This window comes from Psychrobacillus sp. BM2, from assembly GCF_048572895.1.
In the GTDB taxonomy this organism is placed as follows: Bacteria; Bacillota; Bacilli; order Bacillales_A; family Planococcaceae; genus Psychrobacillus.
Genome location: NZ_CP183878.1, coordinates 1,919,956 through 1,943,504 on the forward strand (window position 1 = coordinate 1,919,956; position 23,549 = coordinate 1,943,504).

Genomic DNA, 23,549 nt, shown 5'->3' on the forward strand with positions numbered 1-23,549 from the left:
ATCTGTCATATCATAACATGTATATTCCCAAAAAGGAATGGTTTTGGGGACTTGGAGGAGAAATAATGAAATACGGATACAAAAGACCATTAACAAATGATGAAGACTCTAAGTTTCAGCTAATAGATATACAAAATATAGAAACCTACAAAGAGCAACATCCATACATGAAAAAAAGAAATGAACTAGAAGCTTTAGTTATGAAACTCTCGAAGTTTGATGAACTATTTGTACAAAATTTCGTTGTACTTGCAGATTCACTGACTCATTTTCAAGATTTGTTGCGTGTATTTGACAGAGACCAAGTTACGGTAACATTTATTGATGAAAATATAAAAAGTACGGATATTTTAACGATGAATTTAATAGAAATATTAGAGTTAATGACAGATCTTCAAACAAAAATCAAACGTCATCAATCGATTTTTGGTGTACGCGAGGCACAAAAACAGGGAAAAGTCATTGGACGGCCTAAAAAGTCAGATGATAATTTAAATCGAGCATTTTATATGTATGAAAGTAAAGAATATACACTTCAGCAAATTAAAGATGAAACAGGTATAAGCAAATCAACGCTTTATCGCTATTTAGACCAGATTAAACAGTAAGGATAGGTAAATACCTTAAAAGATACACAATAGCGGTTAAATAGACAGTTTTAGCTAAAAAACATATACAATTATAAAGGTGTGAAAAGCATGTGGAAAATAGTAAATGGAAAGTTAATTCAAACAGTCGATGAAACTAGAATTGAATATAAAACTCGAATAAGTGCGAGCTTAATAAAAAAGCTTAAAATGATGGCAAAAGAATCAAATTCACATATTGGATATTTATTAGAAAATGGATTTGAAAATATATTAAATGAAAGTGCATTAATCTATGACAAGAAAAATAGACCAAAAGATCGCGTAGAATTCCGCACGACATGTGATAAGGACACGCTGGATAGCTTAAGGTTATTCGCAAAGAGTAATAAATTAAACTTAAATGATGTTATAGAGGCCAGTGAAAGCTACATAAATTTAGAGGAAGTAAAAAATGCAAATTGGCGATATAGAATAGAAAAAGAGTAAAGAAGAGTACGCAAACTTAATCACAAAATAGGGATGTGGTCATAATATATATTATCCTAAGTTATGTTTCGTTGTTAAAGTATACTTGAAATATTGAGATATCAGAGAGATTTTGTATATTGTATATGGACAAGAACATCCATACAACACTTTTCTTAGTTCGAGAAATTGGTTTTGAGAAAGAACTTCCATACACTTCTATGTATATTGTTTTATTCTTACGATAAAATTTATAATCACTTCGTTCCTTTTCCGATCTTTTATCATCAAAATTATTCATTATAATACTGTCCACTCTCAATAATAATTTGAAACAGCAAAACCATTTTTCAAATTATTATTGAGCATCTTATCTTTCAGTTCTTTTTAGTTATTAAATATGATTACACTTCCCTCTTGCTCGAATGATCGACTGCTGCCTTTTTTTAGGAATTGTTTTCTCCACATGGATCGCTAATATCTAATTGATGTTTTGGACATAAAAATAGACCATAAATGATGACCTTGTTAAACTAAAGCACACCGTTAGTTTAAGTGCAATACTTCACAATCTTTATTACGCCTTTATAAACTAAATTCCTGAGAAATGCAGAAAATTATTTATTTTATACTGTGAAAAATAAAAGATTTTGTTTTTGAAGTCGCTTGATTAAACTCCCAATCTCCATAAACATGAATCTGTGAAAAACCTGCTTTTTTTAATGATTCATAGATTGTTTCTTGTGTTCTAAATTTTAATTGCATTTTTTCATGAATAACTACTTCCCCCGTACGTGCTTTTTTCACCGTTTCATAAAACGTATAAATATCGTCTACTAAACCCTCATATTGCGTCCAAATTTCAAGTGGTTCACCGCTTACCAAATCTGTTGCAACATCCGGTTCCATGTCCTTTTCCCACTGTTCCCACGCCTTTGCTAATGGATTACGTGTATCAAAAATAAAGTGTCCTCCGGGTTTTAATGCTCGATACGCATCAGCAACGACATTTTTCCAACTTTCCTCTGTAAGAAACACTTGTGCAACATTCGCTGTCATGATGATAGCTTCAAACGCATTTGTTTGTAAATTTGTACTATCACCAATAATCCATATTACTTCTCCTGGATACTCTTTACTTTTCGCATATTCAATCGCTTCTTCATTCGGGTCAATAGCTGTAATCTGATGGTCTGCTTTCGCAAAATGAGTTGTCAATCTACCCGTCCCACAGCCTAAATCAGCAATAGTTTTTACTTCAATCTTCTTCAATAGTGCTAAAAAAAATTCATCGTCTTTGCCCCAGCCATTAACTTGGTCATATACTAGTGGAATCATTTATTTACCTACTTCCTAAATCATACTTGTTTGTCCCCAACATGAATCATTCTTTCGTTCCCAGACCCGGTTGTAAAACCTATACGAACTAACTATTGCTTTGAAAAGAGAAAGTATATCTACTTTTCAATCACCTTTGTTACCTTTTTCATATTAATCAATCCCTTCTAGATGAAGTCACTCTTATTATATCTTAATTTTCTAAAATAATAATCTATTACGGGTATGTAAAACAAAAATGTGCCCAAAGCGTTGTAAATTTGACGATAGTCCTTGTTGCACTAAACTGCTACTTTAGTTCAATAAGAAAAAAGGCTTTACTCCTTCTTGAAGTAAAGCCCCCGTTAGTTGAACTTATTTACGAGTTTCTTAACATTTACAGCTCGACGTGATTGTTCTTTTAAATTTGAGTTTTCTTCAAGGTCAAACAATACTGCCTCACCTTTGGTAAGTGATTTAAACCCATCCATTTGAATACTACTGAAATGTACCCATACGTCATCCTCTCCATCTATTGAAATCCAGCCCCACCCCTCTTCTTCATGATAAATTTTACATATTCCTTTAATGTTATATCTCATAATAAAGCCCCCAATTTTCATAAGTTGAAAACAATATGTTCTTCAACTAACCTGCTGTGTTAGTTCAATAAGAAAAAACTCCCCAGCTAAAGGCAGCCTCTTGTTTAACTAAAGCACCCGTTAGCCATCCATGTAGCGCAAAATCAGCGCTACACCACAGAGAATGAAAATGTGAAAACCCGGGTGTAGGATACTACGGCTGGGAGAGGAAGGTCGATGAACTATGGTGCCATAGAGCCCATCCGTTAGTCTGACTCCAACGACCACGGTGCATCACAGACTGTCGCTCCCTTACGGGAAGCACTCATGGGAGATTAATCCTACTCTGGTTATTGCACCAGCCTCCAATACTATTTGCCGTAGAAAGGATGATTACAATGGAAGTAATCATTGAACGTGCTTGTGGAATGGATGTCCATAAGGATTCCATTACTGCTTGTATTATTACGCCAAAAGGAAAGGAGATTCAAACGTTTTCCACTAAAACTGTATTTCTATTACAGTTAATTGACTGGATTAAGGAGCATGGTTGTACTCACGTAGCAATGGAAAGTACAGGTGTATTTTGGAAGCCTCTTGTTAACTTGCTAGAAGCCGAGAGCATTGAGTTTTTAGTAGTGAATGCTCAACATATGAAAGCAGTACCAGGTCGCAAGACCGATGTAAAGGATGCTGAATGGATTGCCAAACTTCTTCGTCACGGTCTACTTAAAGCAAGTTTTATTCCAGACCGAAATCAGCGTGAATTAAGAGAGTTAGTTCGATACCGTCGAAGTATTATTGAAGAGCGTGCGAGACAACATAATCGGATTCAAAAGGATGTCGAGAAGCAATTTCCCAGTTCGGCGCACTTATGTTCCTGGGCAGGATTAGTACCTGGACATAATGAGAGTGCGGGCAAGAGGAAATCAACCAACATGAAAAAAGGAAACAAGTACTTGAAATCGGCATTAATTGAAGCAGCTCATTCCGTCAGAGGATCCAAAACCTATCTGGGAGCCCTGTATAGACGGACTGCATCAAGAAAGGGTAAAAAGCGTGCAGGAATATCAGTTGCTCATGCCATTTTAAGAATCACCTATATCTCCTAACACGCAAAGAAATGTACGTAGACTTAGGTGAAGATTACTTTGACAAGCAGAAAGAGCAATCTATTGTACGATATTCTGTTCGAAGACTTGAAAACTTAGGTTACACCGTTACAATCACTGAACCAAATGCCTCCTAATCCAATTCATAATTTGATCCACATTTAGGCGCTGCATTTTTTAAAAAATAAATGAGCCGCGTCTTATTTCGTATTGTATATTTCTCTAAATCGAAGATTTTAATTTTCATGGGAGTTTAAGTAATGTTCCGCAAACGCACCCATTAGTTATACATAAAGATTTACACAATAATTGCACATTATATAAATGATGCGACAATAAGTAATTATTTTTTATTTTTTAGTTCTAAAAGTATAGGTGCTATATTTAGCAAAATAGAAACAATTGTCAGAAACCATAACGCCTTTTCCATAGTAGGTACAACATCCATTAAAGCCGACCAATCTTCTCCTTTTACCCAATTAGATACAAGGCTATGTTCTGCACAGAGTGTCAATGCTGTAAATGATAATCCCATTGCCATCGCAAGTTTATAATCTTTTCCTGTTTTATACATATAAAAATTTATAAAAGTAGCTACTATAGCAATAAGTCCTAATATTAACCACATAATTATACCTCCATTATATTTTTATTTAAGATGAACTTTTATCTACAAAATTTTAAGGTCCAGTTATTTTATTTCGAAATCTGGCCCGTATGTTGAACACAATTTAAACAATACTCTTCAACTAACCTGCCTCTTTAGTTGAAGTTAAGAAACAGATTTAAAGTGTTAATAAATTGTCTATATACGGATATTTTATTCAGTTAACACCTGTGACGTTATCAAAAGGCATAGTTTGTCCATTAACTAGAAGATTAATTGTGTCATATTCTGCATCACCACGAGTCAGTTTATATACGTACTGTTTTAGCTCATTATTTTCTTGATTTGCTTTATCTAACTTTATGTTTAATATGTTATCTTTCATTTCAAGTTCGGCTGTAACTGTTCCTTTAGATTGAAAAAGAATATACGCAGTATTTTCTCCCTCATTAATTAGTTGCAGTGTGTAATCAGAGTTAATCCCTTTTTGTACCTTATTAGGGACACTTTGAATTTCACTAATATTCAATTCCGATGAATTACAAGCAGCTAATATCAAAGTTAAAAATAGCATTAAACAAAATAGTTTTTTCAATTTAATTTTCTCCCGTCTTTTTTGTGGTCATAAGTTATTATTCAACAAATATATTAAAAGCCCTTCCCTGGTATTCTTAAATACGACTCCGTTCCCAAAATCGTATTTGAGAGCTTTTCTTTACAAACTCCTTTTGAACTAACCTGCAGCGTTAGTTCAATAAGAAAAAAGGCTTTACTCCTTCTTGAAGTAAAGCACCCGTTAGCTTAAAAAAATGGGATGCTGATATTGTTTAGCCTCTTAAGATGACTAATTTATTTGTTCCCCTTTTTGTATCTATTTGCTAACATCAAAGCGAAAAACTGAGGAATCAAGTTCAAAAAACTAACCAAGATTAATAATTGATATGGAGTTAGTGGCTTGAAATAGCCACCCCATCGTTCGTTCCCTGTCATTTCGCTTATGAAATAAAATGAAATTATTACAGATAATATATTCCCAATAATAAGAGAGATTGATTTACTAAAGAGTTTGCCGAAGAAGGCAAGTAGTGAAGTCACTATAATCATAAATAAATAGCCAAGCATTGAACGATTAGCAAAATCCAGGTGCATTGAAAAATAAACAAAAGGAAAACAGTATAAACAGATTATTATAATACCAATTACTATTTTTCTCATATGTGACCTCTCCTTAAACAGTTATAAATAGAAAAAATATATAGGTTTCCTGGAAAACTTGACACCTTACTTCTTATTCAACTAAACTGCTGCTTTAGTTCAATAAGAAAAAAGGCTTTACTCCTTCTTAAACTAAAGCACACGTTAGTTTAAGAAGACATTTTACAAGATGGTCAAGAGAGTGGAGAGATCTCCAAAGAAATAAATACTTCCCATTCTACAAATTTTTTTGTGGTATGATTGATGGAATTCTTCTTCATGATTCTGTTTTGCAGCCAGCATTTCCTTATTCTGAAATAGGGAAGTCATCTAAAGAAATGTATATTACTTTTTTAACAAGGGGTGTTATGAAATGATTACGTTTAAGACAATGGAACATTTAACTTTTAAGGAAGCACACGAACTTTTTACAAGTGGGTTTGAAGGATATTTTATTCCGATGAAGATGCCATTGGATGCTTTTATAGCTCGTTTTGGAAATGATAATCTATCAGCGGCAATGTCTGTTGTTATGTTTGATGAAGATAGACCAATAGGATTTGTATTACAAGGCATTCGGGAAGTAAATGGTGAGAAAATTGCTTGGAATGGTGGTACTGGAATTATTCCAGAATACAGAGGAAAGAAACTAGGAACAATCCTAATTGAAAATGCTCTTGACCTGTTAAATCAGCAAAAAGTAAATATTGCTACATTAGAAGCTCTATCCATTAATCAACCAGCTATAAAACTATATGAGAAGGTTGGGTATAAAGTAATTGATACCCTGCATTTTTTGGAGGCAGAAGGTGTATTAAGCTATGATGAAAAAATTGCTAGTGAATTTGAATTGAAAAGAATACCTGCACTGCAAGCAGTAAATTCAAGTATTTTCCCAGCTTTAGTACCTTGGCAAGTAGATCCTTCCATTACACCAAAGGCTGGTGGAGAGGCAATTATTGCAATGAAGGATAATGAAGTACTTGCTGCTTGTTTAGTAAGAGCAAAGCAACAATTTGGTAATGAATCAGAAGGTGTCACATTATTCCAAGCTTTTACTAACAATGAACATAACGATGGAATACGTGCTCTTCAAGCTGCTCTACAGGAAGGACTTCATTTTAATCGTCCTATTAAAAGAACTACTTATAATTTGGAAGACAAAATAAAAAATGTCCTTCCGTTTTTAAAAAATAATGGATTTAAAAATACTGATATTTCACAAGTATTTATGACAAAACAACTTATGGATTAACTTAACTAACCTGCTGCTTTAATTGAATAAGAATAGAGGTTGTCTACTGACAGTCTTGTTCTGCTAAAGCACCCGTTAGTTGAAGAAGAAAAAAGAGACACATATCCAACACTCGTTTCATGGGAGTTTAATAACTCATTAACCCTTTTTACTGAACTTTTTGAAAGGGTATAGATGGTATGAGTATCTTTTAAATTCATTATCGTGGAACTTTCTTCACTTATCCAAAGAAAATAGGATTCTTCACCAAATTCAATTTTATACTCAGGGTCAGCCATATCAACTATACCTGGCATTTTTTCAGCGTTGTTTAACGCCTTTACAAAATCATTAACAACTTTTGAGTCTGTAAACGAGGTCAATGAATCTTTTTTGATATCCGAAAAGCTTTCCATTTCGTAAACATTTACTTTTTGAATATTTTTAGAGGAACATCCACCAAGGTTAAACAAAGTAAATACCACAGCTATCAATAACAGAGACAATCTTTTCAACGAAGCACCTCCATGAATCATAATTAATATCTTCTAAGGGAATAAAATCCTTTTTGGAATAAGGAGAGTTACCATCCACTGTGAGATCTTTTTTTCTTCAACTTCCCCTTTATAAATAGTTACCAAAAAATTCTTATGAGTATCTGGTACTCCAAAATTAATATTCCAATATTTTCTTTTCCCGTTGCTTCCAATTGACTTCTCAGCCTTATCATCTAAGTTTATATTTATCGCATCTAGTAATTGTGCATTTTCATTCCATTCCAAAGCAGCAGGGTATGATAATTCAATCGCTTGTTTTATTGATAGTTCTTGTAATTCATCGATTTTAAATGTACCTTCAGCTAATTCTATTGAATCAACAGATACTTTCTCAACAGCCCCAATTGAAATTATCAAAAGTAAGACAACAAAAACTATTTTTTTCATTTTCTTAGACCCTTTTAGGGGTGTTTTTTCCAAACCTTGTTCAACTATACTGACGCGTTAGTTCAACAAGAAAAAAAGCTTTACTCCTTCTTGAAGTAAAGCACCCATTAGTGAATTAGTGGTGATCATTCTTATACTTCAACCATTCATCTATCTCTGCTTTTAAGAATCTTTTTTGATTATCGATTTTTAAGTATGGAATAAATTGATAAGTGTCAAAGCTACTTAATTTTGCCTTCTCAAATTCATCTTTTTTAATAATGCCTTCTATTGATTGCTCACTTATCTGAAGATATTCGGAAAGTTGTATTTTAGTCATTTAATCAGGTATTGAATTCATTACTGTTTGAGAATCATTTACCTTACTCATTGAATTTGAAAAGGTGCTACAAAAAATAAAAGAAGATATTACTACCGATATTCCTAATATAAATGCACCAATTAGATAAGTTGCCTGTTTCAAGTCAAATCCCTCCATAAAATAAATTTATTAAACTGAACTATATGGTCAAGAACAAAGTGCAACCCCCTGCCTTGAAGTAAAGTACCCCTTTTGTTCAATAATTTACATATATTAACTTATTCAACACAATAGTATAAAAACCTTCTTATTCAACTAAACTGCGCCTTTAGCTGAATAAGAATTGCTTAAAATTCAATTTTTTTCTTCGGAGAAATGTTTGGTTGGTCTATTAATGCAGCAACCCTTTTTCCTTTTTTATATCTTAAGTGATCAAGCCAGTAAACAAGAGCTTCTGCATCGTAATTAACAATATACCCTGCCTCTTCATCGTATTTCCAATACCTATGGTCATTGCTTCTATCGAAAAGCCAATCAAAGAATTCCATTTGAAGTTGAGCAATATTTCTTCCTACTTTGGAAATACATCGAACATATTGAGTATCAGGTCCTAAAGACACTTCTATAATCATTTTTAATGCTCCTTTTTGTTTTTACTTTCGTTTTCCTTCATAAACTAACCTGTCGCTTTAGTTCAATAAGAAAAAAGGCTCTACTCCTTCTTTAAAAAAAAGCAACTGATACTAGAACAAGCAAGTTACAAATCGCAACTGTCTTCCGTATTATCCCTCTTCTTTTTATCACCAAAATACTTCCAAAGGTGGTATATAGACCAGAATAGAGCTGCACCTATAAGTAGTGTAATTGGTGCAACGTAAGGTTTTTCAAGAATATTATCCGGGGTAAAAATAGCATACAAGACCAAAATAATTATAGCTGGTATCAAAAGAATCCAATAACGTATGTCTTTAAAAGTGCTAAAACTCCACATACAATCCTCCCTGTACTAACACGTGACTTTCGAACTAATGATATCCATTTATTATATAACACACTTAAAATAACCTGCTTCGTTAGATGAACTAGAAAAGTGAACTTTATTATCAGCTCTATATTTTCCTAAAGCACCCTTTAGCTTAATTAGAAGAAATAAATATTATTTTAGTAATTTCTGAACGAATTTCGATTTCCAAAATCCAAAACCTATCAAAGCACCAACCGTATTAAGAATGAAATCATCTATATCAAAACTTCCCCTTCTTGTAACTAATTGAATAGTTTCGATAAAGAAAAACAATATAATCATTAAAATAGTAAATATGCTGACTTTATTAATCTTGACTATGAAAAATGGGAGGTAAATACCCATTGGCAAAAACATAATTAAATTACCAACAAGGTTTTTGATAGGTATATCAATATTCATACTGCCATCAAATATCGCCTGAATATATGTACTGATTGTTTTAAATGGAACGAAATTTGAAGAACTCTTTAGGTATTCGATCAACGATAAGTCTGCCCATATATTACCTCTAATTCCCACAAACATAACTCCAACAAACAATAGCATTACCAATGCTAATAAATAAAATATGAAACTAATACCAAAAATCACTCTTATTATTTTTTTCATTTATTTCCTAACCTGTCTTTCTTCTTATTTTAATGTTAACTCTTAATAAGAAAAAAAGCTTTACCTCTTCTCGAAGTAAAGCACCCATTGAAGATGCTTTTTTTTATAATTACCCGCACCCTATATTCAAGATTATTAACTACATCTTTTAATTAAGATATATTAATCACCAAAAGCGAATGTTATTTCCGTTTCGCAAACTAATTCTCCATCAACTGTAGCTATACCTTTACCTTTTCCAATAGGTCCTTTTAATCGAGTGATTTCAATCTCAAGACGGAGTTGGTCTCCTGGTTTTACTTGCTGTTTAAAACGACATTTATCTATTCCTACTAATAACCCTAATCGCCCATGGTTTCCTTCTTTAGTTAACATCACAACTGCACTTACTTGAGCTAATGCCTCTACAATTAATACACCTGGCATAATAGGGTAGTTGGGAAAATGCCCGTTAAAAAAATCCTCATTTGCTGACACATTTTTTATACCAACCGCTCTTTTTCCTTCTTCTAATTCCAAAATCCTATCCACTAATAGAAATGGATATCGATGCTTAATTATTTCCTTAATTTTTTGAGTATCTAACATCATTTAAGCCCCCATAACAATTTTATTAAATCTATTTATTTAATTTTATCACGTGGTCTTAATAGTTGTTACTATAAAATAGACATTATACAACTATACTGCGGCATTAGTTGAATAAGAAAAGGGTGCTTAACCCCTAATGAACTGAACCCGTTTGTTAAATAAGAAAAGAGAAATTTTGCTGTTTTAGCTTTTTATAGCTTTCCCAGCACCAAAAGTGATTAGAAGAATTAACATTAGAGAAAAGACTAACGCCCCGCTATTTCCTTCTCCAAATAGGGCAGTTAATACCACATCAAACGAAGGAACTCCCAGCGCACTCAGCAATGGTAATGCGAAGGCAGTTGAAATAACACCCATTACAAAAGCTAATATAAATATTTTTTCTTTTTATCCACAAGGTTCAACCCTTTCTTAACTAATTTAACGCAACGTTTCCAATAATCAGCCAATTATATACAATATAACAATATGGACCGATTGTTGAACACAAGTTAAATAGCACTCTTCCACTAAACATCGGCGTTAGTTCAATAAGAAAAAAGGCTTTACTCGTTCTTGAAGTAAAGCACCTGTTAGCTCAATAATAATTAACTAATCCAAGTCATTTTCACTTCTTTGGATTCCCAATTATTATCTTTATAATGAACTTTACCTTCTACTCCAACTGCCCCTAAACCCGAACGATACTTGGAACCCTCAAAAAAGATTTCATTATTGGACTTAAAATCAACTTTTACTATTTTAAGAAGTACGCCATCCAGACCCATCGTATCTGAATTGTATAATCCCTTTTCTTTCAGTTGTTCAAGAGTAGCGTCCATTACTTCTACTTTATACTTTTCCTCAAAGAAGCTTAAAATTTCTTCTTTATCACTTTCATCTGCGTTCTCGAAATTACTCATATCAATAGCTATATATTCCATATCACTATTTAATGCTTCATCCTGTTCCATTATTGAGTCCAATGCAACACTATATATTTCTCCTAAATGCTCCCTTGGCTCAATTTCAGTATTACAAGCAGAAAGCAATAGCGATAGGACAAGAAGAATACTAAAATTTTTAATCTTCAAATTTACCCCCTCCTTTACTGTATAGACGATATTAATTATTATTCCGTTTCAAATAAACTTGTTCTTTACTAAACTACTGCATTAGTTCAATAAGAAAAGGGCTTTACTCCTTCTTGAAGTAAAGCACCTGTTTGATGGTTTTAAAAATATTAGTTGTTAAGTAAAGAATCGCAAATGGTGGTTTGGAATAAAGTTTGATCATTTTCTACCTAGTAATTTTAAAACAATCGTGCCCCGATTGCGATATAAATATTATATTATTGCTAAGACAGAGTTAACAAAATCGTTTTTTTCTTCTGGATATTTGTATTTATTATGGTTCAAGACGTTGATAGCTTACATTTCTTTCCGAGAGATCCTATTCTACTAAGGATTCTGTTGTTTTACCATCTAGATTTTTAATCGCTAACATCGAATTATCCTGAATGATTCCTGTATCTACGAAACCAAATGAAGCGTATAATGTTTTAGCTATGACATTACTTGTTCGATAAAAGAGAGCTACATATTCTGCTTCTCCATCTGGCGTAGTTTCAATATCCAACAACATTTTTTCAAAAGCTAGTTTGCCATATCCTTTCCCCTGGTAACTCTTTTCAATCATAATATGCCAAATAAAATAGCTCTTCTTCGCGTAAAAAACTTCATTTTCAAATGATTCATGATCCAACGTATCATAAATATACATCAAAAATCCAACCGCAACTTCATCGGCATAAATGGCAAAGGGAGTCGCTGGTATACCGTCTGCGTTCAACATATGAGCGTCTGCAAAGCTTCTGAGGTTAGTAGTTTCTATTAAGTCTTCCTGGTTTTCTTCAATTTCAAGTGCTATTACTTCATCTATGTTATCCCCGTTTATCTTTCGTAATTCAATCATTTTTTTATCTCCTCTCCTAAGACAAGTCACTCCCACTCATAGGTTATTGAGCTTTGATATATAACTTTATTACGGAATACTTTGAGATAAGTTTCAATTTTTCCTTATTCAACTAAACTGCCCCTTAAGTTGAGAACGAAAGACACAGGGAGTGACAACTATTCAACTTAATCGACCTTTTTAGTAAATGTCCAGATAAGACTAATTATTACTGAGCTAACTATAGTTGCCATTAATAATGTAAATAATATTACAAATAAAAATGAACCATAATCCTCTAATTCTTCAAACGGGTTATTTGTAATGAAAGAATCACTGAATAGAAATGCTAATAAAGTTGGGATAAAAATAAAGGGAAATAATTTCTTAAAATAGTTGTTGAAATTTGGATATTTAAAGTCTTTTTTTTTGCCTATCATATAATCCTCCCATTCAAATCTTTCTTTGATAAACTGCACCATTAGTTCAAGAAAAAGTGTTGCCCCTAGACTTGAAATGAATGTAATTATTGAAACAAAAAACACCAGCACCAGTTAGTTGAATTAGGACCTTCTCTTCTATTACACATCAAATTAGTACAAACGTTCTTTTTAAGATATAATTAACCTTAACTTAAATTAAAGGAGTTTTTGCTTTATGGGACCAAGAGTACCCTATTATGAGATAGCACCTGATGGTATGAAAATTATTATGGACATGGAGAAGTACACGAAAAAGACAGCAATCGAACGAAGACTTCGTGAACTTATTAAAATTCGTGTTTCTCAAATTAACGGCTGTGCATACTGTTTGAATATGCATACAGCTGATGCACGAAAAATGGGTGAAACAGAACAAAGAATATACTGTGTTAGTGCTTGGCAAGAGTGTGAATTTTACGCAGAAGAAGAAAAAGTAGCTTTGGAGTTGGCAGAACACGTGACGTTAATACCGACAAAACGTGTTCCAGATGCTCTTTATCAACGAGTACGTGAACACTATGACGAGAAACAATATGTTGACCTTATTCTTATCATAAATCAAATTAACAATTGGAATAGAATTTCTATTGCCATGGGAAATATAGCAACTGAAAAATAATAACTACCAACGAGCACTTTGAGGTGCTCGTTTTTTCTTCCACAATTTGTTTCAAATGCGACCTTCAATCTCTACTTTTCTTGTTGAATTAAACTGCCCCGTTAGTTTTAATAAGAACAAAGACGCATATTCAACATTCGCACTCGTTTGTTGAATATGTAAGTTGAAATTTGTAAGGGTTAGAGAATTAACACAGTTACTGGTTCATTTTCGCATATCTCACCGTTATCACGAAACCCAAAACTTTCATAGAACTTTTTAGCGACAATGTTTTCGGCTTCATATGCTAACCAACAATATTGAGCATGTCCTACAGGGAATGTGCGTATGAATTCCAATATTTTTTTCATAACCTCCCTACCATACCCCTGATTTTGGTATCTTTTATCAATCATAAGACGCAATATACAATAATTATTATTAGCGATTCTCGGAAGCTCGTAACCAGTAATACCATAAATAATCATAACAAATCCTACAATCTCTTCATCAGCGTAAATTGCAAATGGAAGTGGACTTCCTCCATTGGTAGCAAGAACATAACATGAAGCAACACTTGAAAGATTGGATGCAACAAAACGGCGTTGGTCATCTGCAACCTCTAACCTGAATACCTCTCTTCGATTTTCTAATGTAATTTTCCAAAGTGAAATTATGTAACACTCTCCTTCCCCAAAATTAATTTACTCTTCTTCTATTCTTTAGCAGATCTTCGCATTCCTTCCTAACCCGTTAGTTTTAGTGTAATATTTCACAATGGATTTCTGAGATCTACTTGATGTTTTGGATAAAAAAATAGACCACCGAAATGATGGTCTTGTTTAACTAAACACCCCTTAATTGAAGAAGAACTAAAGTGTTAAGATTAATTCACACTTTTTAGGAATTGCAGCAATCCCTTATCTCCAATCAAAATAGTTTATTTTTTACTTCAATTTAAAAATTCCCTTACCAGTTTCCATATTTATAGTCAATGACGAATGTTCAAGAGCTATGAGCCTAGATTCATTCACTTTTTTAACCATATGTGAACCGATTTGTCATTTGAGGGGTACCTACCGCCAACATTTTAACGAAAATATACGCTAAGCCCTGAATTGCTCCCGACTTGGCGTTTCTCCTTACTCTAAGCTCAAACGACACGATCACCCGACTGAGTTAGACTGACTCGTAAAAAAAACAGTGACGGACTAGGGATTCGAGATACCTAGACTGCCGCTGCTTTTATTGTGCTAACGTAATCCGTTAGCGTAATCTACTTTAGGTGGCAAGGTCATCTAACCGTCTGGTAAACGAGGCCTATGGCTCCAGAATCAAATGTCTTGTTTTCGATAAGTTTAAGATTGATCTTCTCCTTGAGACCTTGGAATAACGGCAACCCGCTGCCGATTAGGACGGGAGAAACCGTAATTTTATACTCATCTATTAAATCAAACTGCATAAGGTAGTGCGCGAACCTAGGACTGCCGAGGATGACCATATCCTTGCCTGGCTGCTTTTTGAGTTTCTTGATCTCTTCCTCGACATCTTCCTTCACCAGTCTGGAATTGTTCCATTCGACTTTCTCTAGCGTCGTGGAAAATACGATTTTGGCTGTCTTTTCGATCCACTCGGCATGATTCCGTTCATGCTGCGAAGCTGATGGGTTCGAAGGCACAGATGGCCAATAACTGTGCATCATCTGATAAGTCCCACGTCCCCAAATAACAGTGTCGGCAGTACTCAGAATTTCTTTCGCGTGTTTCTCCAAATCAGCATCGTAGGATACCCAGCCAATGTCCATTTCACCGTTCGGCCCTTCTACAAAACTGTCAAGCGAAGCGTGCAGAAATAGAACGAGTTTTCTCATTTTCAGTTCTCCTTTGTTCATGAGGGATATCTACATTATACATACATTAATTACATTTTAGCATAATTCAACTTGGGTTGTTTCTTAGGTATTACTAATCTAAACTGCCCATTCGTAATCCCGTACATATAACCGCTAATTAAGATTAGTGGTCGGACTTCCAATCAATAGTTCCTGCTTATTGAAACATCCTGCTTCTTTAGTTAATAAGAAAAAAGACTTACTCATTCCACTGTGGCATCACTCTACAAAGAAATGATGTTCCCAATTCTTACCCGTCCGGTGCAATGCACAATTGAAAATAATTATTACTTATCACAAGACTTGGGGCTGTTCCTCTACCTCCATTACAGAGGTTTCACTGGTCGTACCTTTACAACGTAGCTATACATTCTAAACGTAGGTACTTCCTTTCAACATGTGAACTGGATACCGCTATTGTTCAGTATAGTTATTTCGAGCGCATTTACTTTACACCGTTCACCCGATCATTGGATAGTACACAAGTTTCCTCATGTTCTAACTTTAGATCCGTATCTTCTGAAGTACGTCAGTTCCTTTATATAGAAACTATTCTCACCATATCTAGTTTTTCAGCCAAGCGGTCTATCCGTGGGCATACCTTTTCCATAAGAATGGCTTCAGCCTAGGTCAACCGAATCTACCAGTGCTTCACACCCCATGACCAGTCAATCAGGACGCATGCAGAAGTATTGAAGGGATAGTTTCAGGAAACATGGCTCCATCATTCCTATCTGCGTTGTAAAGTTGAAATTTATTTTTATAAATCTCCTGTATTTTCACACTAAAAAGCGCTTATAACAGAACTTGTCGCGCGCATCCGTTAGTCCAAGAAGGTTTGTTCTTTGTTAGGTTTGTATAAATCAATTCTTTCTTTAGCACTTTCACTCTTCCCCCGCCATTCAACAATCATGTAAATATTATTTATTTCGTTTAATGTAATAGGGGTTCCATTTTCCTTCAGATATGTCCCACCCTCAATTGCGGCAGTTGGTTCCTCTGTAATATCAATTCCAGTACTAGTCACCGCACCCGTATGCACTACTACATCTTTATTGTTAAAAACTACGTGTGTTTCGAAATAAGAAGAGTCTACAATAGATTTATTTCCATTTTTCACATGTAAAGTTCCATTACCTGCTTTAAAATTTTCTGGTGTTATTACAACTTCGTATCCAGTTAAATTCCAGGTCTGACTTTCTCACATTAATGATAAATAGTAATTACTAATTGACTTCTCATTACCATTACATCCCGAAAGTAAAATAACAATTAATAAAAAAAGCATATAAAAAACTCTTTTACTTTTCAGTACCATAGTATCCCCCTTTTTTCTTGAAGAAATGTACCCGTTAATGGAAGAAAAGTGTTACCTACACTGAAATCATATAAAAGCAGTGATTACTCAGTTGTTTCGGTAAGTAGACTTGTGAAAGCATATTCGTCGTATCTACTTTCCCATTCACTTCTTCAAAACGGAAACTGTTTACCAATACTTTTCTTTTGCCAATAAGTAAAACGAGAAAGCGAATGGAGGCACTTTCATATGGTACAAAACAATTACAGCGGGTTTCGGATTTGGTTTCCAAATATGCTAAAAAGTACAAGTAATAGTTCTTTATATACTGATTTCTGAGCTTCTAAACAATTAATAAAACGAGTAACTGATATAATAATGATTAGAACAGTTGTGCATATTTAACATAAAGGCGGTAAGGAAATGATAAAAATTATTACAGATAGTTCTTCTGATTTGTCGAAAGAAATATTAGAGAAATATAATATTAAGGTCGTACCGTTGAAGGTCAATATGGAGGGAAACGACTATTTAGAAAGTATTGATCTAACTCCACAAGAGTTCTTTTCAAAGTTATTTTCTTCGGAAGATTTACCAAAAACATCCCAGCCATCCCCAGCAGCATTTGCGGAATCATTCTCCAAATTTGGGGAGGAAGATGAATTGTTATGTATTACTATTTCTTCTGGATTAAGCGGTACTTATCAATCTGCTTGTATGGGAAAAGAACTTTCTGATGCTAATGTTACAGTCTTTGATACCTTGGCAGGTTCACTTGCTCATGGTTTCCAAGTTATCCACGCCGCTGAACTTGCTCAAAAAGGATATTCAATAGAAGAGATTGTTGCTGAACTGGAAAAGGATAGAGAAGAAATGAATATACTCATCCTTTTAGATACGTTAGAAAACATTGTAAAGGGTGGGCGACTAAGTAAATTCCAAGGGTCATTAGCTAAGATTCTCAATATTAAAGTGATTTTAGAAGGTGTTAATGGCAAGGTGGAGGTTCTGGAAAAAGTCCAAGGAAAGAAGAGATTTCAAAAAAAGACACTTGAAATTATCCGTCAAAAAAAAGAAGATTTTTCTAACACCATTTTTGGAATTACTCATACAGGAAACATAGAGGAAGCAGAAATGTTCAAAGCGGAACTTATTCAACGGTTTCAGCCAAAAGATGTCATAGTTCGTTACATGGGTGCAACAATGGGAACCTATGCTGGCAAAGGTGGAATGATTATTTCATTCTAATAGAAAAAACAAGGCTTGGACAAAGCCCACTTCTGAAATGAAAAAAGCCGATGAAATTTTACGACGAGTAAAATTTCATCGGCTTTGCATATTTTTTTAATAAAAATAAGCATCACTTCTGATAAAATAAAGTTACCACACAAAAATTTATGTGAAAGAAGGATTCTTATGGTTCAATTTGAAAAAAGCTTTACTCCTTCTTGAAGTAAAGCACCCGTTAGCGTATAACAAATGAAAGCAAATTGATCGAGCTTTTATCGATTTAGTAATTTGTGTTGGTTAGAATTTTTGGAGATAATAAATAATTTAGTGATTATTAAAACAAGAATAAATACAAAACAACTAATGCCTGTACTAACACTTGTAATACTTTTTGACTCGATTATTTGTAAACCAACTAATACATTAAATATATAAGAAATGAGAAAGCCTAATGGTGACATACAGGCAATATAATTACTCAATAATGACTTATTGTAATTAGAAAAACTTGTTTTATTAACTTTTCGGATATTCAAAGTATTTTTTATTTGTCTTACTAAACCATATGATATACCTAATATTATAAATACAACTACTACATAACCAATTAAATCGTCCATTACCTTTCCTCCTCATATACATTATTTTCTACATTCTATTCATCATTTCCTTCTTCGACTAACCTGCGGCTTTAATTGAATAAGAATAAAGGCTGACTACTGACAGTCTTTTTCTGCTAAAGCACCCGTTAGCCATCCATGCAGCAAAAAACGCTGCACCACAGAGGATGAAAATTGTTTCAGAACAGGCATAGGATACTTCGGCTGGTGAAGAAGGTCGATCAACTATTGTGCCATAGAGCCCACACGTTAGTTTGACTCCAACGACCACGGGGCATCACAGAATGTCGCACACTATACCATTAGCACTCTTTGAGCATTTTTTAATTTTCATGGGAGTTTAAGTACAATACTTCACAAAGTTTAGCCAAGTAACTCTTCTTTCAATTTCACTTCATATAGTCGCATTGCACTTAAATCCCCCTTGTATGTAAATATTTCTCTTGAAATTAAATCACGAAGTCGATATTCTATCCATTCATCCCCAGTGTATTGTTTCATATGACCGATAACCTCGCCAATCAAGCGTGCCGCCTTCATATAATCATAAGTACCTTGTTCTTTATGTAATTTCTTTGCACAATGAATGATAAAATCATCATCTCGTTCTCCATCTGAATGCCAAAGTTTATCATGCTCCCATGTTCTCAAATGACTTTTAATCAGCAATAAATTCTGACCTTCGTCACGGAAAGCTTGACGTTTTGCAATATTCATCGGGCTAAGCTCAAATTTTTCGTAGAATTCAAGAAGTTGTTCGGAAGTCAATTCTCCTGTTGTGCGTGGAAACTGTTCCTCTTCTAGCATTGGATATGAATAAATCTCGTGAAACGCTTTAAACGTATTAAGTTCGAACACTTCATTTACTTTATTTTGTAATAAACAAAGGATAATACGCAGTCCTGTTTGCTCAGCGGCGTTCTCACATGTCCAAATAATTATTTGCTGATAAGGTAGTATTCCTTTAATTTTCTCTATTGTTTTTAATATACCCTGTTTATATTCTTCAAGATAATTGAAGTCATCACGATAGTTCTCCTTAAACCATTGAAAACGTTTTTCTATCCCCATTTTTGTATGCAGTGATTCTAATGGACCAACCGATAAAATATCAGACAATACAATGATTTCTTCTGTTTTTTCGTATGGAGTATTATGGAATGCAGCTTTTAAACTATCTGCGGGTGAATCGCCAAATACAATATGTACCGATTGTAGATGTCCAATTTTCTCTTCATTTCTCGAAACTTGAATCAATGATTTCTTTAATGATTGTAAAAGTCCAATCATTTTGTCTTCTTCAAATTGTTCAGAACTTAGAAATATTAAATTTAGAAGAGCTTTTGCCTCACGTTCTTCAAGTTTTGAAATGGCATGTTTTAATTGATTTATATTCTCCATTATTCATCACCTTTGTATTTTAATGATTGTGTTGTATTTTCAAAATAAACCCATGTATGAATTCTAACTCTTGTTTAACAAACCTGCACCTTTAGTTCAATAAGAAAAAAGGCTTTACCCCTTCTTGAAGTAAAGCACCGATAGTTTAAGTTTGGTACAACTCCTTCCAGAGTGGGCCCCTGTTACTTAATCAAGAACCTCTGCCCTTTTTCATCAAATGTATGCTTAAAATCAAATGCAAAAGGAGTTGGACCATGCTGAATATAATAGTTGTATCTCTTGAATGCTTCCTTCCATGAGACATCCTGTCCACCAGACTGCATAAGAAAGGTGTTTCTCTGGATAAGGCTCGATCCATTTGTTTTTATCTCGTAATGCTTGTATATGCTAACCCCATGATCTTGAAGTAAAGCACTCGTTACTTTAAGTAGATACTTTCACATACATATCATTTTTCTAATAAGTGCAACTCAAAATCCAAATGTGTCTCCTTTTTTCAAATTTAAGAGATGATTGTTAATCGAGACCGTGCTGTTATTTTCCCATTCCACTTCAACTTGTTCTACACTCTGTTGATAATAAATTCGTTTTTTAGACCACAGTGGTCCATTTAATTCTCCCCTTACTCCAAATGAACCAGCTGCTCCTGCGTCAAAACGATAAAAATCAATTGTATAATTATCTTCAGGAGAACTTACCGTTTTTATATTTTTATTTGCTCCCATTGATGAAAACAAAAGTGTGAATGATAAAATCAAAAAAAGTGCGATAGATGTCAATGATGATAGAATTATCGTTAACCAACTTCGTGTTTTAGTACGCCAGTTTCTTTTATCTTTAAAACCAATAACTCCCAAAACAAATGCTAAGAAACTAATCATAAGTAGAATATAATTTGGAGGTGCAATTAACCAAGTGTTGTTAATATTAGAATACAATGAGTAGGCTGCTAAACCTAAGCAAACAAGTATTAAATAAAAAGACCACAAATTATATCTTTTCCCCACAAAAACTCCCCCTTGTAATTCTTATCTTTCTTATTGTGCTAACCTGCATCTTTACTTATCATAAAATAAAAAAAAAACAGTAAAACGCCGTGTTTCTAATTGCTTATTCCACCTTACTAAAAAGAAAATAGTAATTATTGCAATAATCGTAATGTGTAAAGGGGGGAAGCATAATAGCACCGTTCCCAATTTTAAACTCCATTCAGTATCGCCCTCCATTTTATAGTTTATCATCATTTGTAGCAAAATTCAGAACACTTTTCGAAGTCATACAAATCCCGTTGATATCATTTAAAGATATTCCTTATTGATCTAAACCCTGTTAGTTCAATAATAAAAAAGCTTTACTCCTTCTTGAAGTAAAGCACCCGTTGAATAAGGAAGTATTAGAAATTAATTAATATCACCTACATAAGTTTTAGCTTTTCCACTGTCAAAATAAGAAATTAAATGAGTTCTTAATGATTGAGGAAATAACTTATACTCTAACAACTCGTTAATTGGTAACCATTCTGTACCTATTTGACCCTTGTCTGGACTTTCCCCATTAATAAATGTATCTTGATTAACATTACACAAAAACATAAACTCAGTTTGATGTGCATGAGAATGAAAGGCAGCTAACTCATGGTTTTTTCCAATGTATTCTCGTACAAATATCAACTCTCCAATTTCAACTTCCGCACCTAACTCTTCTTTGCACTCCCTTTCTAAAGCTTGGTGAAGATTTTCACCATGTTTTTGACCACCACCAGGTAGAATATAATAAGTCCCACCATTTTCATGTATTTTTACGGCCAATACTTTCCCATCTTTAACTATCACTGCCTTAGCTGAATTTCTTATTCCCATTTTAAATACTTTAACGATAGCTTTTTGTGCGAAATTACTGATTCCCATTTAAATCACTCTCCGTCCATATTCCATTCCCACTATTCTATTGAACAAGTAATTCCTCTTAAAGTATTAATAACTTTAATCCAATTAAAGAGAAGAAATAAAAGATAAAATATAACCCTAAAGGAACAGTGTAATTGTTCCTTTTTTTAAACAGTAATTTTAACCTCGTATTAATTGCGCCAATTTTTTTAAAATGCAAATAAAAAGTCCCCTTTTCTTATTCAACTAAACTGCTGCTTTAGTTCCATAAGAAAAGAGACTTTACTCCTTCTTGAAGTAAAGCACCCGTAGTTGAACAAGAATGCAGTAGCTATTTTAACTTTTTCATCGAAACTGATTTATCTCGAAAGTGTAAGAGTACATTTCCTCCTGATGACAAAACGACTTCAAATGATAATGTTGATTCGTTAATTGGTAATAATTCTTCATACAACCAGTCATCCATTTCATTTTTAAAGCCCCTTTCTTTAGTGCTTCTTCAACTAAACTTCTCCTTTAATTCAATAAGAAAAAAAGAGTCGTCTTAGCAGCTCAAAGTTCTGTAGATAGTAAAGAATCACTCATTTTTCACATCTCGTTAGTTATACTCGTTCGAAAACAATCTCCAATAATAATTAAATCGTCTGACTCTTCATTACTAAGAGGTATTTCTATATTGCATCTAATATAACTTGCTAGACTCCTAATCTCAATCTTTTCTAGCCCCTTAAAAAACCACCTTCTGAGTTAATTATTTGTCCTGTAATCCATTGGGCTTCTTCACTGGCAAGGAACGATGCTAATCGAGCTGCATCTTCTGGCAAACCAATTCGCCCTAATAAGAACTTAGGTGTTAAATGATTTTTTATTTCACCTGTCATCCAGCCTGTATCGGTAGGACCTGGGTTTATCGCGTTTACTGTAATGCCTAATGGTGCTAACTCAGCGGACAAAGAAAGTGTAAAAGCTGATATAGCCCCCTTAGTTGCAACATAGGCTAATTCATTAGTCATTGGTCCAAGTGCTTGTCCAGATGTCAAATTAATAATTCTGCCCATCATTTTTTTTGTTGCTTAAAACGACGAGCAAAATCAACACTTAGAAGGAAAGTTGCTCTCATATTTACTGCGTAATGGTCATCAAGTGTTTTGGCATCTAATTTCATATATCCGTCTTGGGTGGAATGTGCTGCATTATTTACTAATATCGTAGGTATGCCCATTTGGTGAGTAACTATATCAAGTATTGTAGATGTGGCATTTGGTTGAGATAAATCAATTTCAATGTTGCCACATCTAACTCCGTTTTCTTGAATTATTTCATCTTGGAAATATACTGCCCAATTATTCTTAGAACCCCAATGGGTAAAGAAGATATCTGAACCATCTTTTGCTAACTTACGACATATAGCCGTTCCAATTCCTTGCTTATGGCTTACACCAGTAACTATTGCTATAGACCCCTCTAATTTCATAGTTTCCCTCCTTACTTAACTAACATTAATTTTAATATTATTGGTCCGGATCTTAATAAATCGAATCTGCCTCTTTAGTCTACCTAACAGCCCTATTATGCAAAGCGCCTTTTTAGTTGAATAAGCAAATCGTTATTTTATCATTTGATCCGTAACTTTTTCTAAT

Annotated in this window: 27 protein-coding genes and 1 pseudogene; 6 read left to right on the forward strand and 22 right to left on the reverse strand. The window is 33.7% G+C overall.

Going from position 1 to position 23,549, the window contains the following annotated elements:
- Positions 1-65 precede the first annotated feature (65 nt).
- Positions 66-608, forward strand: a complete 543-nt coding sequence (locus tag ACN6MX_RS09135) for a helix-turn-helix domain-containing protein (protein WP_419962304.1) — start codon at positions 66-68, stop codon at positions 606-608.
- A gap of 90 nt (positions 609-698) precedes the next feature.
- Positions 699-1,076 (forward strand): rRNA methyltransferase, encoded by a 378-nt coding sequence (locus ACN6MX_RS09140; RefSeq protein WP_419962305.1) that lies wholly within the window; start codon positions 699-701, stop codon positions 1,074-1,076.
- 600 nt (positions 1,077-1,676) lie between these two features.
- Here the strand turns inward: ACN6MX_RS09140 and ACN6MX_RS09145 are convergent.
- The gene (locus ACN6MX_RS09145; RefSeq protein WP_419962306.1) at positions 1,677-2,393 is read right to left on the reverse strand and encodes a class I SAM-dependent methyltransferase; all 717 of its coding nucleotides are present in this window, start codon (positions 2,391-2,393) and stop codon (positions 1,677-1,679) included.
- 344 nt (positions 2,394-2,737) lie between these two features.
- On the reverse strand, positions 2,738-2,974 hold the full coding sequence (locus ACN6MX_RS09150) for a cold shock domain-containing protein (RefSeq protein ID WP_375220653.1): 237 nt from the start codon (positions 2,972-2,974) through the stop codon (positions 2,738-2,740).
- Positions 2,975-3,351: 377 nt separating this feature from the next.
- On the opposite strand from ACN6MX_RS09150, the gene ACN6MX_RS09155 reads away from it, so the two are divergent.
- On the forward strand, positions 3,352-4,065 hold the full coding sequence (locus ACN6MX_RS09155) for an IS110 family transposase (RefSeq protein WP_419962307.1): 714 nt from the start codon (positions 3,352-3,354) through the stop codon (positions 4,063-4,065).
- A 343-nt stretch (positions 4,066-4,408) separates the two neighbouring features.
- On the opposite strand, the gene ACN6MX_RS09160 is transcribed toward ACN6MX_RS09155, so the two are convergent.
- From ACN6MX_RS09160 to ACN6MX_RS09170, 3 genes are all read right to left on the reverse strand, one after another.
- Positions 4,409-4,693, reverse strand: a complete 285-nt coding sequence (locus tag ACN6MX_RS09160; protein ID WP_419962308.1) for a hypothetical protein — start codon at positions 4,691-4,693, stop codon at positions 4,409-4,411.
- A gap of 196 nt (positions 4,694-4,889) precedes the next feature.
- Positions 4,890-5,267 (reverse strand): peptidylprolyl isomerase, encoded by a 378-nt coding sequence (locus ACN6MX_RS09165; RefSeq protein WP_419962309.1) that lies wholly within the window; start codon positions 5,265-5,267, stop codon positions 4,890-4,892.
- A gap of 254 nt (positions 5,268-5,521) precedes the next feature.
- Positions 5,522-5,887, reverse strand: coding sequence for a hypothetical protein (locus ACN6MX_RS09170; RefSeq protein WP_419962310.1), 366 nt, complete (start codon positions 5,885-5,887; stop codon positions 5,522-5,524).
- 352 nt (positions 5,888-6,239) lie between these two features.
- On the opposite strand from ACN6MX_RS09170, the gene ACN6MX_RS09175 reads away from it, so the two are divergent.
- On the forward strand, positions 6,240-7,121 hold the full coding sequence (locus ACN6MX_RS09175) for a GNAT family N-acetyltransferase (RefSeq protein WP_419962311.1): 882 nt from the start codon (positions 6,240-6,242) through the stop codon (positions 7,119-7,121).
- 5 nt (positions 7,122-7,126) lie between these two features.
- On the opposite strand, the gene ACN6MX_RS09180 is transcribed toward ACN6MX_RS09175, so the two are convergent.
- The 8 genes from ACN6MX_RS09180 to ACN6MX_RS09215 all read right to left on the reverse strand — a co-directional run bounded on the left by ACN6MX_RS09180 (position 7,127) and on the right by ACN6MX_RS09215 (position 13,049).
- Complete coding sequence (locus ACN6MX_RS09180) at positions 7,127-7,615, reverse strand: hypothetical protein (RefSeq protein WP_419962312.1); 489 nt, start codon at positions 7,613-7,615, stop codon at positions 7,127-7,129.
- 33 nt (positions 7,616-7,648) lie between these two features.
- Complete coding sequence (locus ACN6MX_RS09185) at positions 7,649-8,044, reverse strand: hypothetical protein (protein WP_419962313.1); 396 nt, start codon at positions 8,042-8,044, stop codon at positions 7,649-7,651.
- Between the two features lie 648 nt (positions 8,045-8,692).
- On the reverse strand, positions 8,693-8,977 hold the full coding sequence (locus ACN6MX_RS09190) for a hypothetical protein (RefSeq protein ID WP_419962314.1): 285 nt from the start codon (positions 8,975-8,977) through the stop codon (positions 8,693-8,695).
- Between the two features lie 524 nt (positions 8,978-9,501).
- Positions 9,502-9,981 (reverse strand): VanZ family protein, encoded by a 480-nt coding sequence (locus ACN6MX_RS09195; protein WP_419962315.1) that lies wholly within the window; start codon positions 9,979-9,981, stop codon positions 9,502-9,504.
- Positions 9,982-10,143: 162 nt separating this feature from the next.
- Positions 10,144-10,569 (reverse strand): 3-hydroxyacyl-ACP dehydratase FabZ, encoded by a 426-nt coding sequence (gene fabZ / locus ACN6MX_RS09200; protein ID WP_419962591.1) that lies wholly within the window; start codon positions 10,567-10,569, stop codon positions 10,144-10,146.
- Between the two features lie 590 nt (positions 10,570-11,159).
- Complete coding sequence (locus ACN6MX_RS09205) at positions 11,160-11,645, reverse strand: peptide ABC transporter substrate-binding protein (RefSeq protein WP_419962316.1); 486 nt, start codon at positions 11,643-11,645, stop codon at positions 11,160-11,162.
- Between the two features lie 358 nt (positions 11,646-12,003).
- Positions 12,004-12,525 carry a GNAT family N-acetyltransferase gene (locus tag ACN6MX_RS09210; protein ID WP_419962317.1) on the reverse strand — a complete coding sequence of 174 codons (522 nt, stop codon included), beginning with the start codon at positions 12,523-12,525 and terminating at the stop codon, positions 12,004-12,006.
- Between the two features lie 167 nt (positions 12,526-12,692).
- Entirely contained in the window at positions 12,693-13,049 is a 357-nt protein-coding gene (locus tag ACN6MX_RS09215) for a hypothetical protein (RefSeq protein WP_419962318.1), read from the reverse strand.
- A gap of 112 nt (positions 13,050-13,161) precedes the next feature.
- On the opposite strand from ACN6MX_RS09215, the gene ACN6MX_RS09220 reads away from it, so the two are divergent.
- Positions 13,162-13,605, forward strand: coding sequence for a carboxymuconolactone decarboxylase family protein (locus tag ACN6MX_RS09220; RefSeq protein ID WP_419962319.1), 444 nt, complete (start codon positions 13,162-13,164; stop codon positions 13,603-13,605).
- A gap of 179 nt (positions 13,606-13,784) precedes the next feature.
- On the opposite strand, the gene ACN6MX_RS09225 is transcribed toward ACN6MX_RS09220, so the two are convergent.
- The 3 genes from ACN6MX_RS09225 to ACN6MX_RS09235 all read right to left on the reverse strand — a co-directional run bounded on the left by ACN6MX_RS09225 (position 13,785) and on the right by ACN6MX_RS09235 (position 16,595).
- On the reverse strand, positions 13,785-14,288 hold the full coding sequence (locus tag ACN6MX_RS09225; RefSeq protein WP_419962592.1) for a GNAT family N-acetyltransferase: 504 nt from the start codon (positions 14,286-14,288) through the stop codon (positions 13,785-13,787).
- A 590-nt stretch (positions 14,289-14,878) separates the two neighbouring features.
- Positions 14,879-15,454, reverse strand: coding sequence for a dihydrofolate reductase family protein (locus ACN6MX_RS09230; protein ID WP_419962320.1), 576 nt, complete (start codon positions 15,452-15,454; stop codon positions 14,879-14,881).
- Positions 15,455-16,298: 844 nt separating this feature from the next.
- Entirely contained in the window at positions 16,299-16,595 is a 297-nt protein-coding gene (locus ACN6MX_RS09235; RefSeq protein ID WP_419962321.1) for a hypothetical protein, read from the reverse strand.
- A 600-nt stretch (positions 16,596-17,195) separates the two neighbouring features.
- Here ACN6MX_RS09235 and ACN6MX_RS09240 point away from each other — a divergent pair.
- Positions 17,196-18,020, forward strand: a complete 825-nt coding sequence (locus ACN6MX_RS09240; RefSeq protein WP_419962322.1) for a DegV family protein — start codon at positions 17,196-17,198, stop codon at positions 18,018-18,020.
- Positions 18,021-18,274: 254 nt separating this feature from the next.
- Here the strand turns inward: ACN6MX_RS09240 and ACN6MX_RS09245 are convergent, their stop codons facing one another.
- The 6 genes and pseudogenes from ACN6MX_RS09245 to ACN6MX_RS09270 all read right to left on the reverse strand — a co-directional run bounded on the left by ACN6MX_RS09245 (position 18,275) and on the right by ACN6MX_RS09270 (position 23,383).
- Positions 18,275-18,622, reverse strand: a complete 348-nt coding sequence (locus tag ACN6MX_RS09245; protein ID WP_419962323.1) for a hypothetical protein — start codon at positions 18,620-18,622, stop codon at positions 18,275-18,277.
- 363 nt (positions 18,623-18,985) lie between these two features.
- Entirely contained in the window at positions 18,986-20,023 is a 1,038-nt protein-coding gene (locus ACN6MX_RS09250; protein ID WP_419962324.1) for a DUF1835 domain-containing protein, read from the reverse strand.
- A 470-nt stretch (positions 20,024-20,493) separates the two neighbouring features.
- The gene (locus tag ACN6MX_RS09255; RefSeq protein ID WP_419962325.1) at positions 20,494-21,030 is read right to left on the reverse strand and encodes a DUF5412 family protein; all 537 of its coding nucleotides are present in this window, start codon (positions 21,028-21,030) and stop codon (positions 20,494-20,496) included.
- Positions 21,031-21,423: 393 nt separating this feature from the next.
- Positions 21,424-21,930, reverse strand: a complete 507-nt coding sequence (locus ACN6MX_RS09260) for an NUDIX domain-containing protein (protein ID WP_419962326.1) — start codon at positions 21,928-21,930, stop codon at positions 21,424-21,426.
- A gap of 310 nt (positions 21,931-22,240) precedes the next feature.
- Positions 22,241-22,375: a hypothetical protein gene (locus tag ACN6MX_RS09265; protein ID WP_419962327.1), complete on the reverse strand. Its 135-nt coding sequence runs from the start codon at positions 22,373-22,375 to the stop codon at positions 22,241-22,243.
- A gap of 253 nt (positions 22,376-22,628) precedes the next feature.
- Positions 22,629-23,383 (reverse strand): annotated as a pseudogene (locus ACN6MX_RS09270) (SDR family oxidoreductase).
- Between the last annotated feature and the right edge of the window lie 166 nt (positions 23,384-23,549).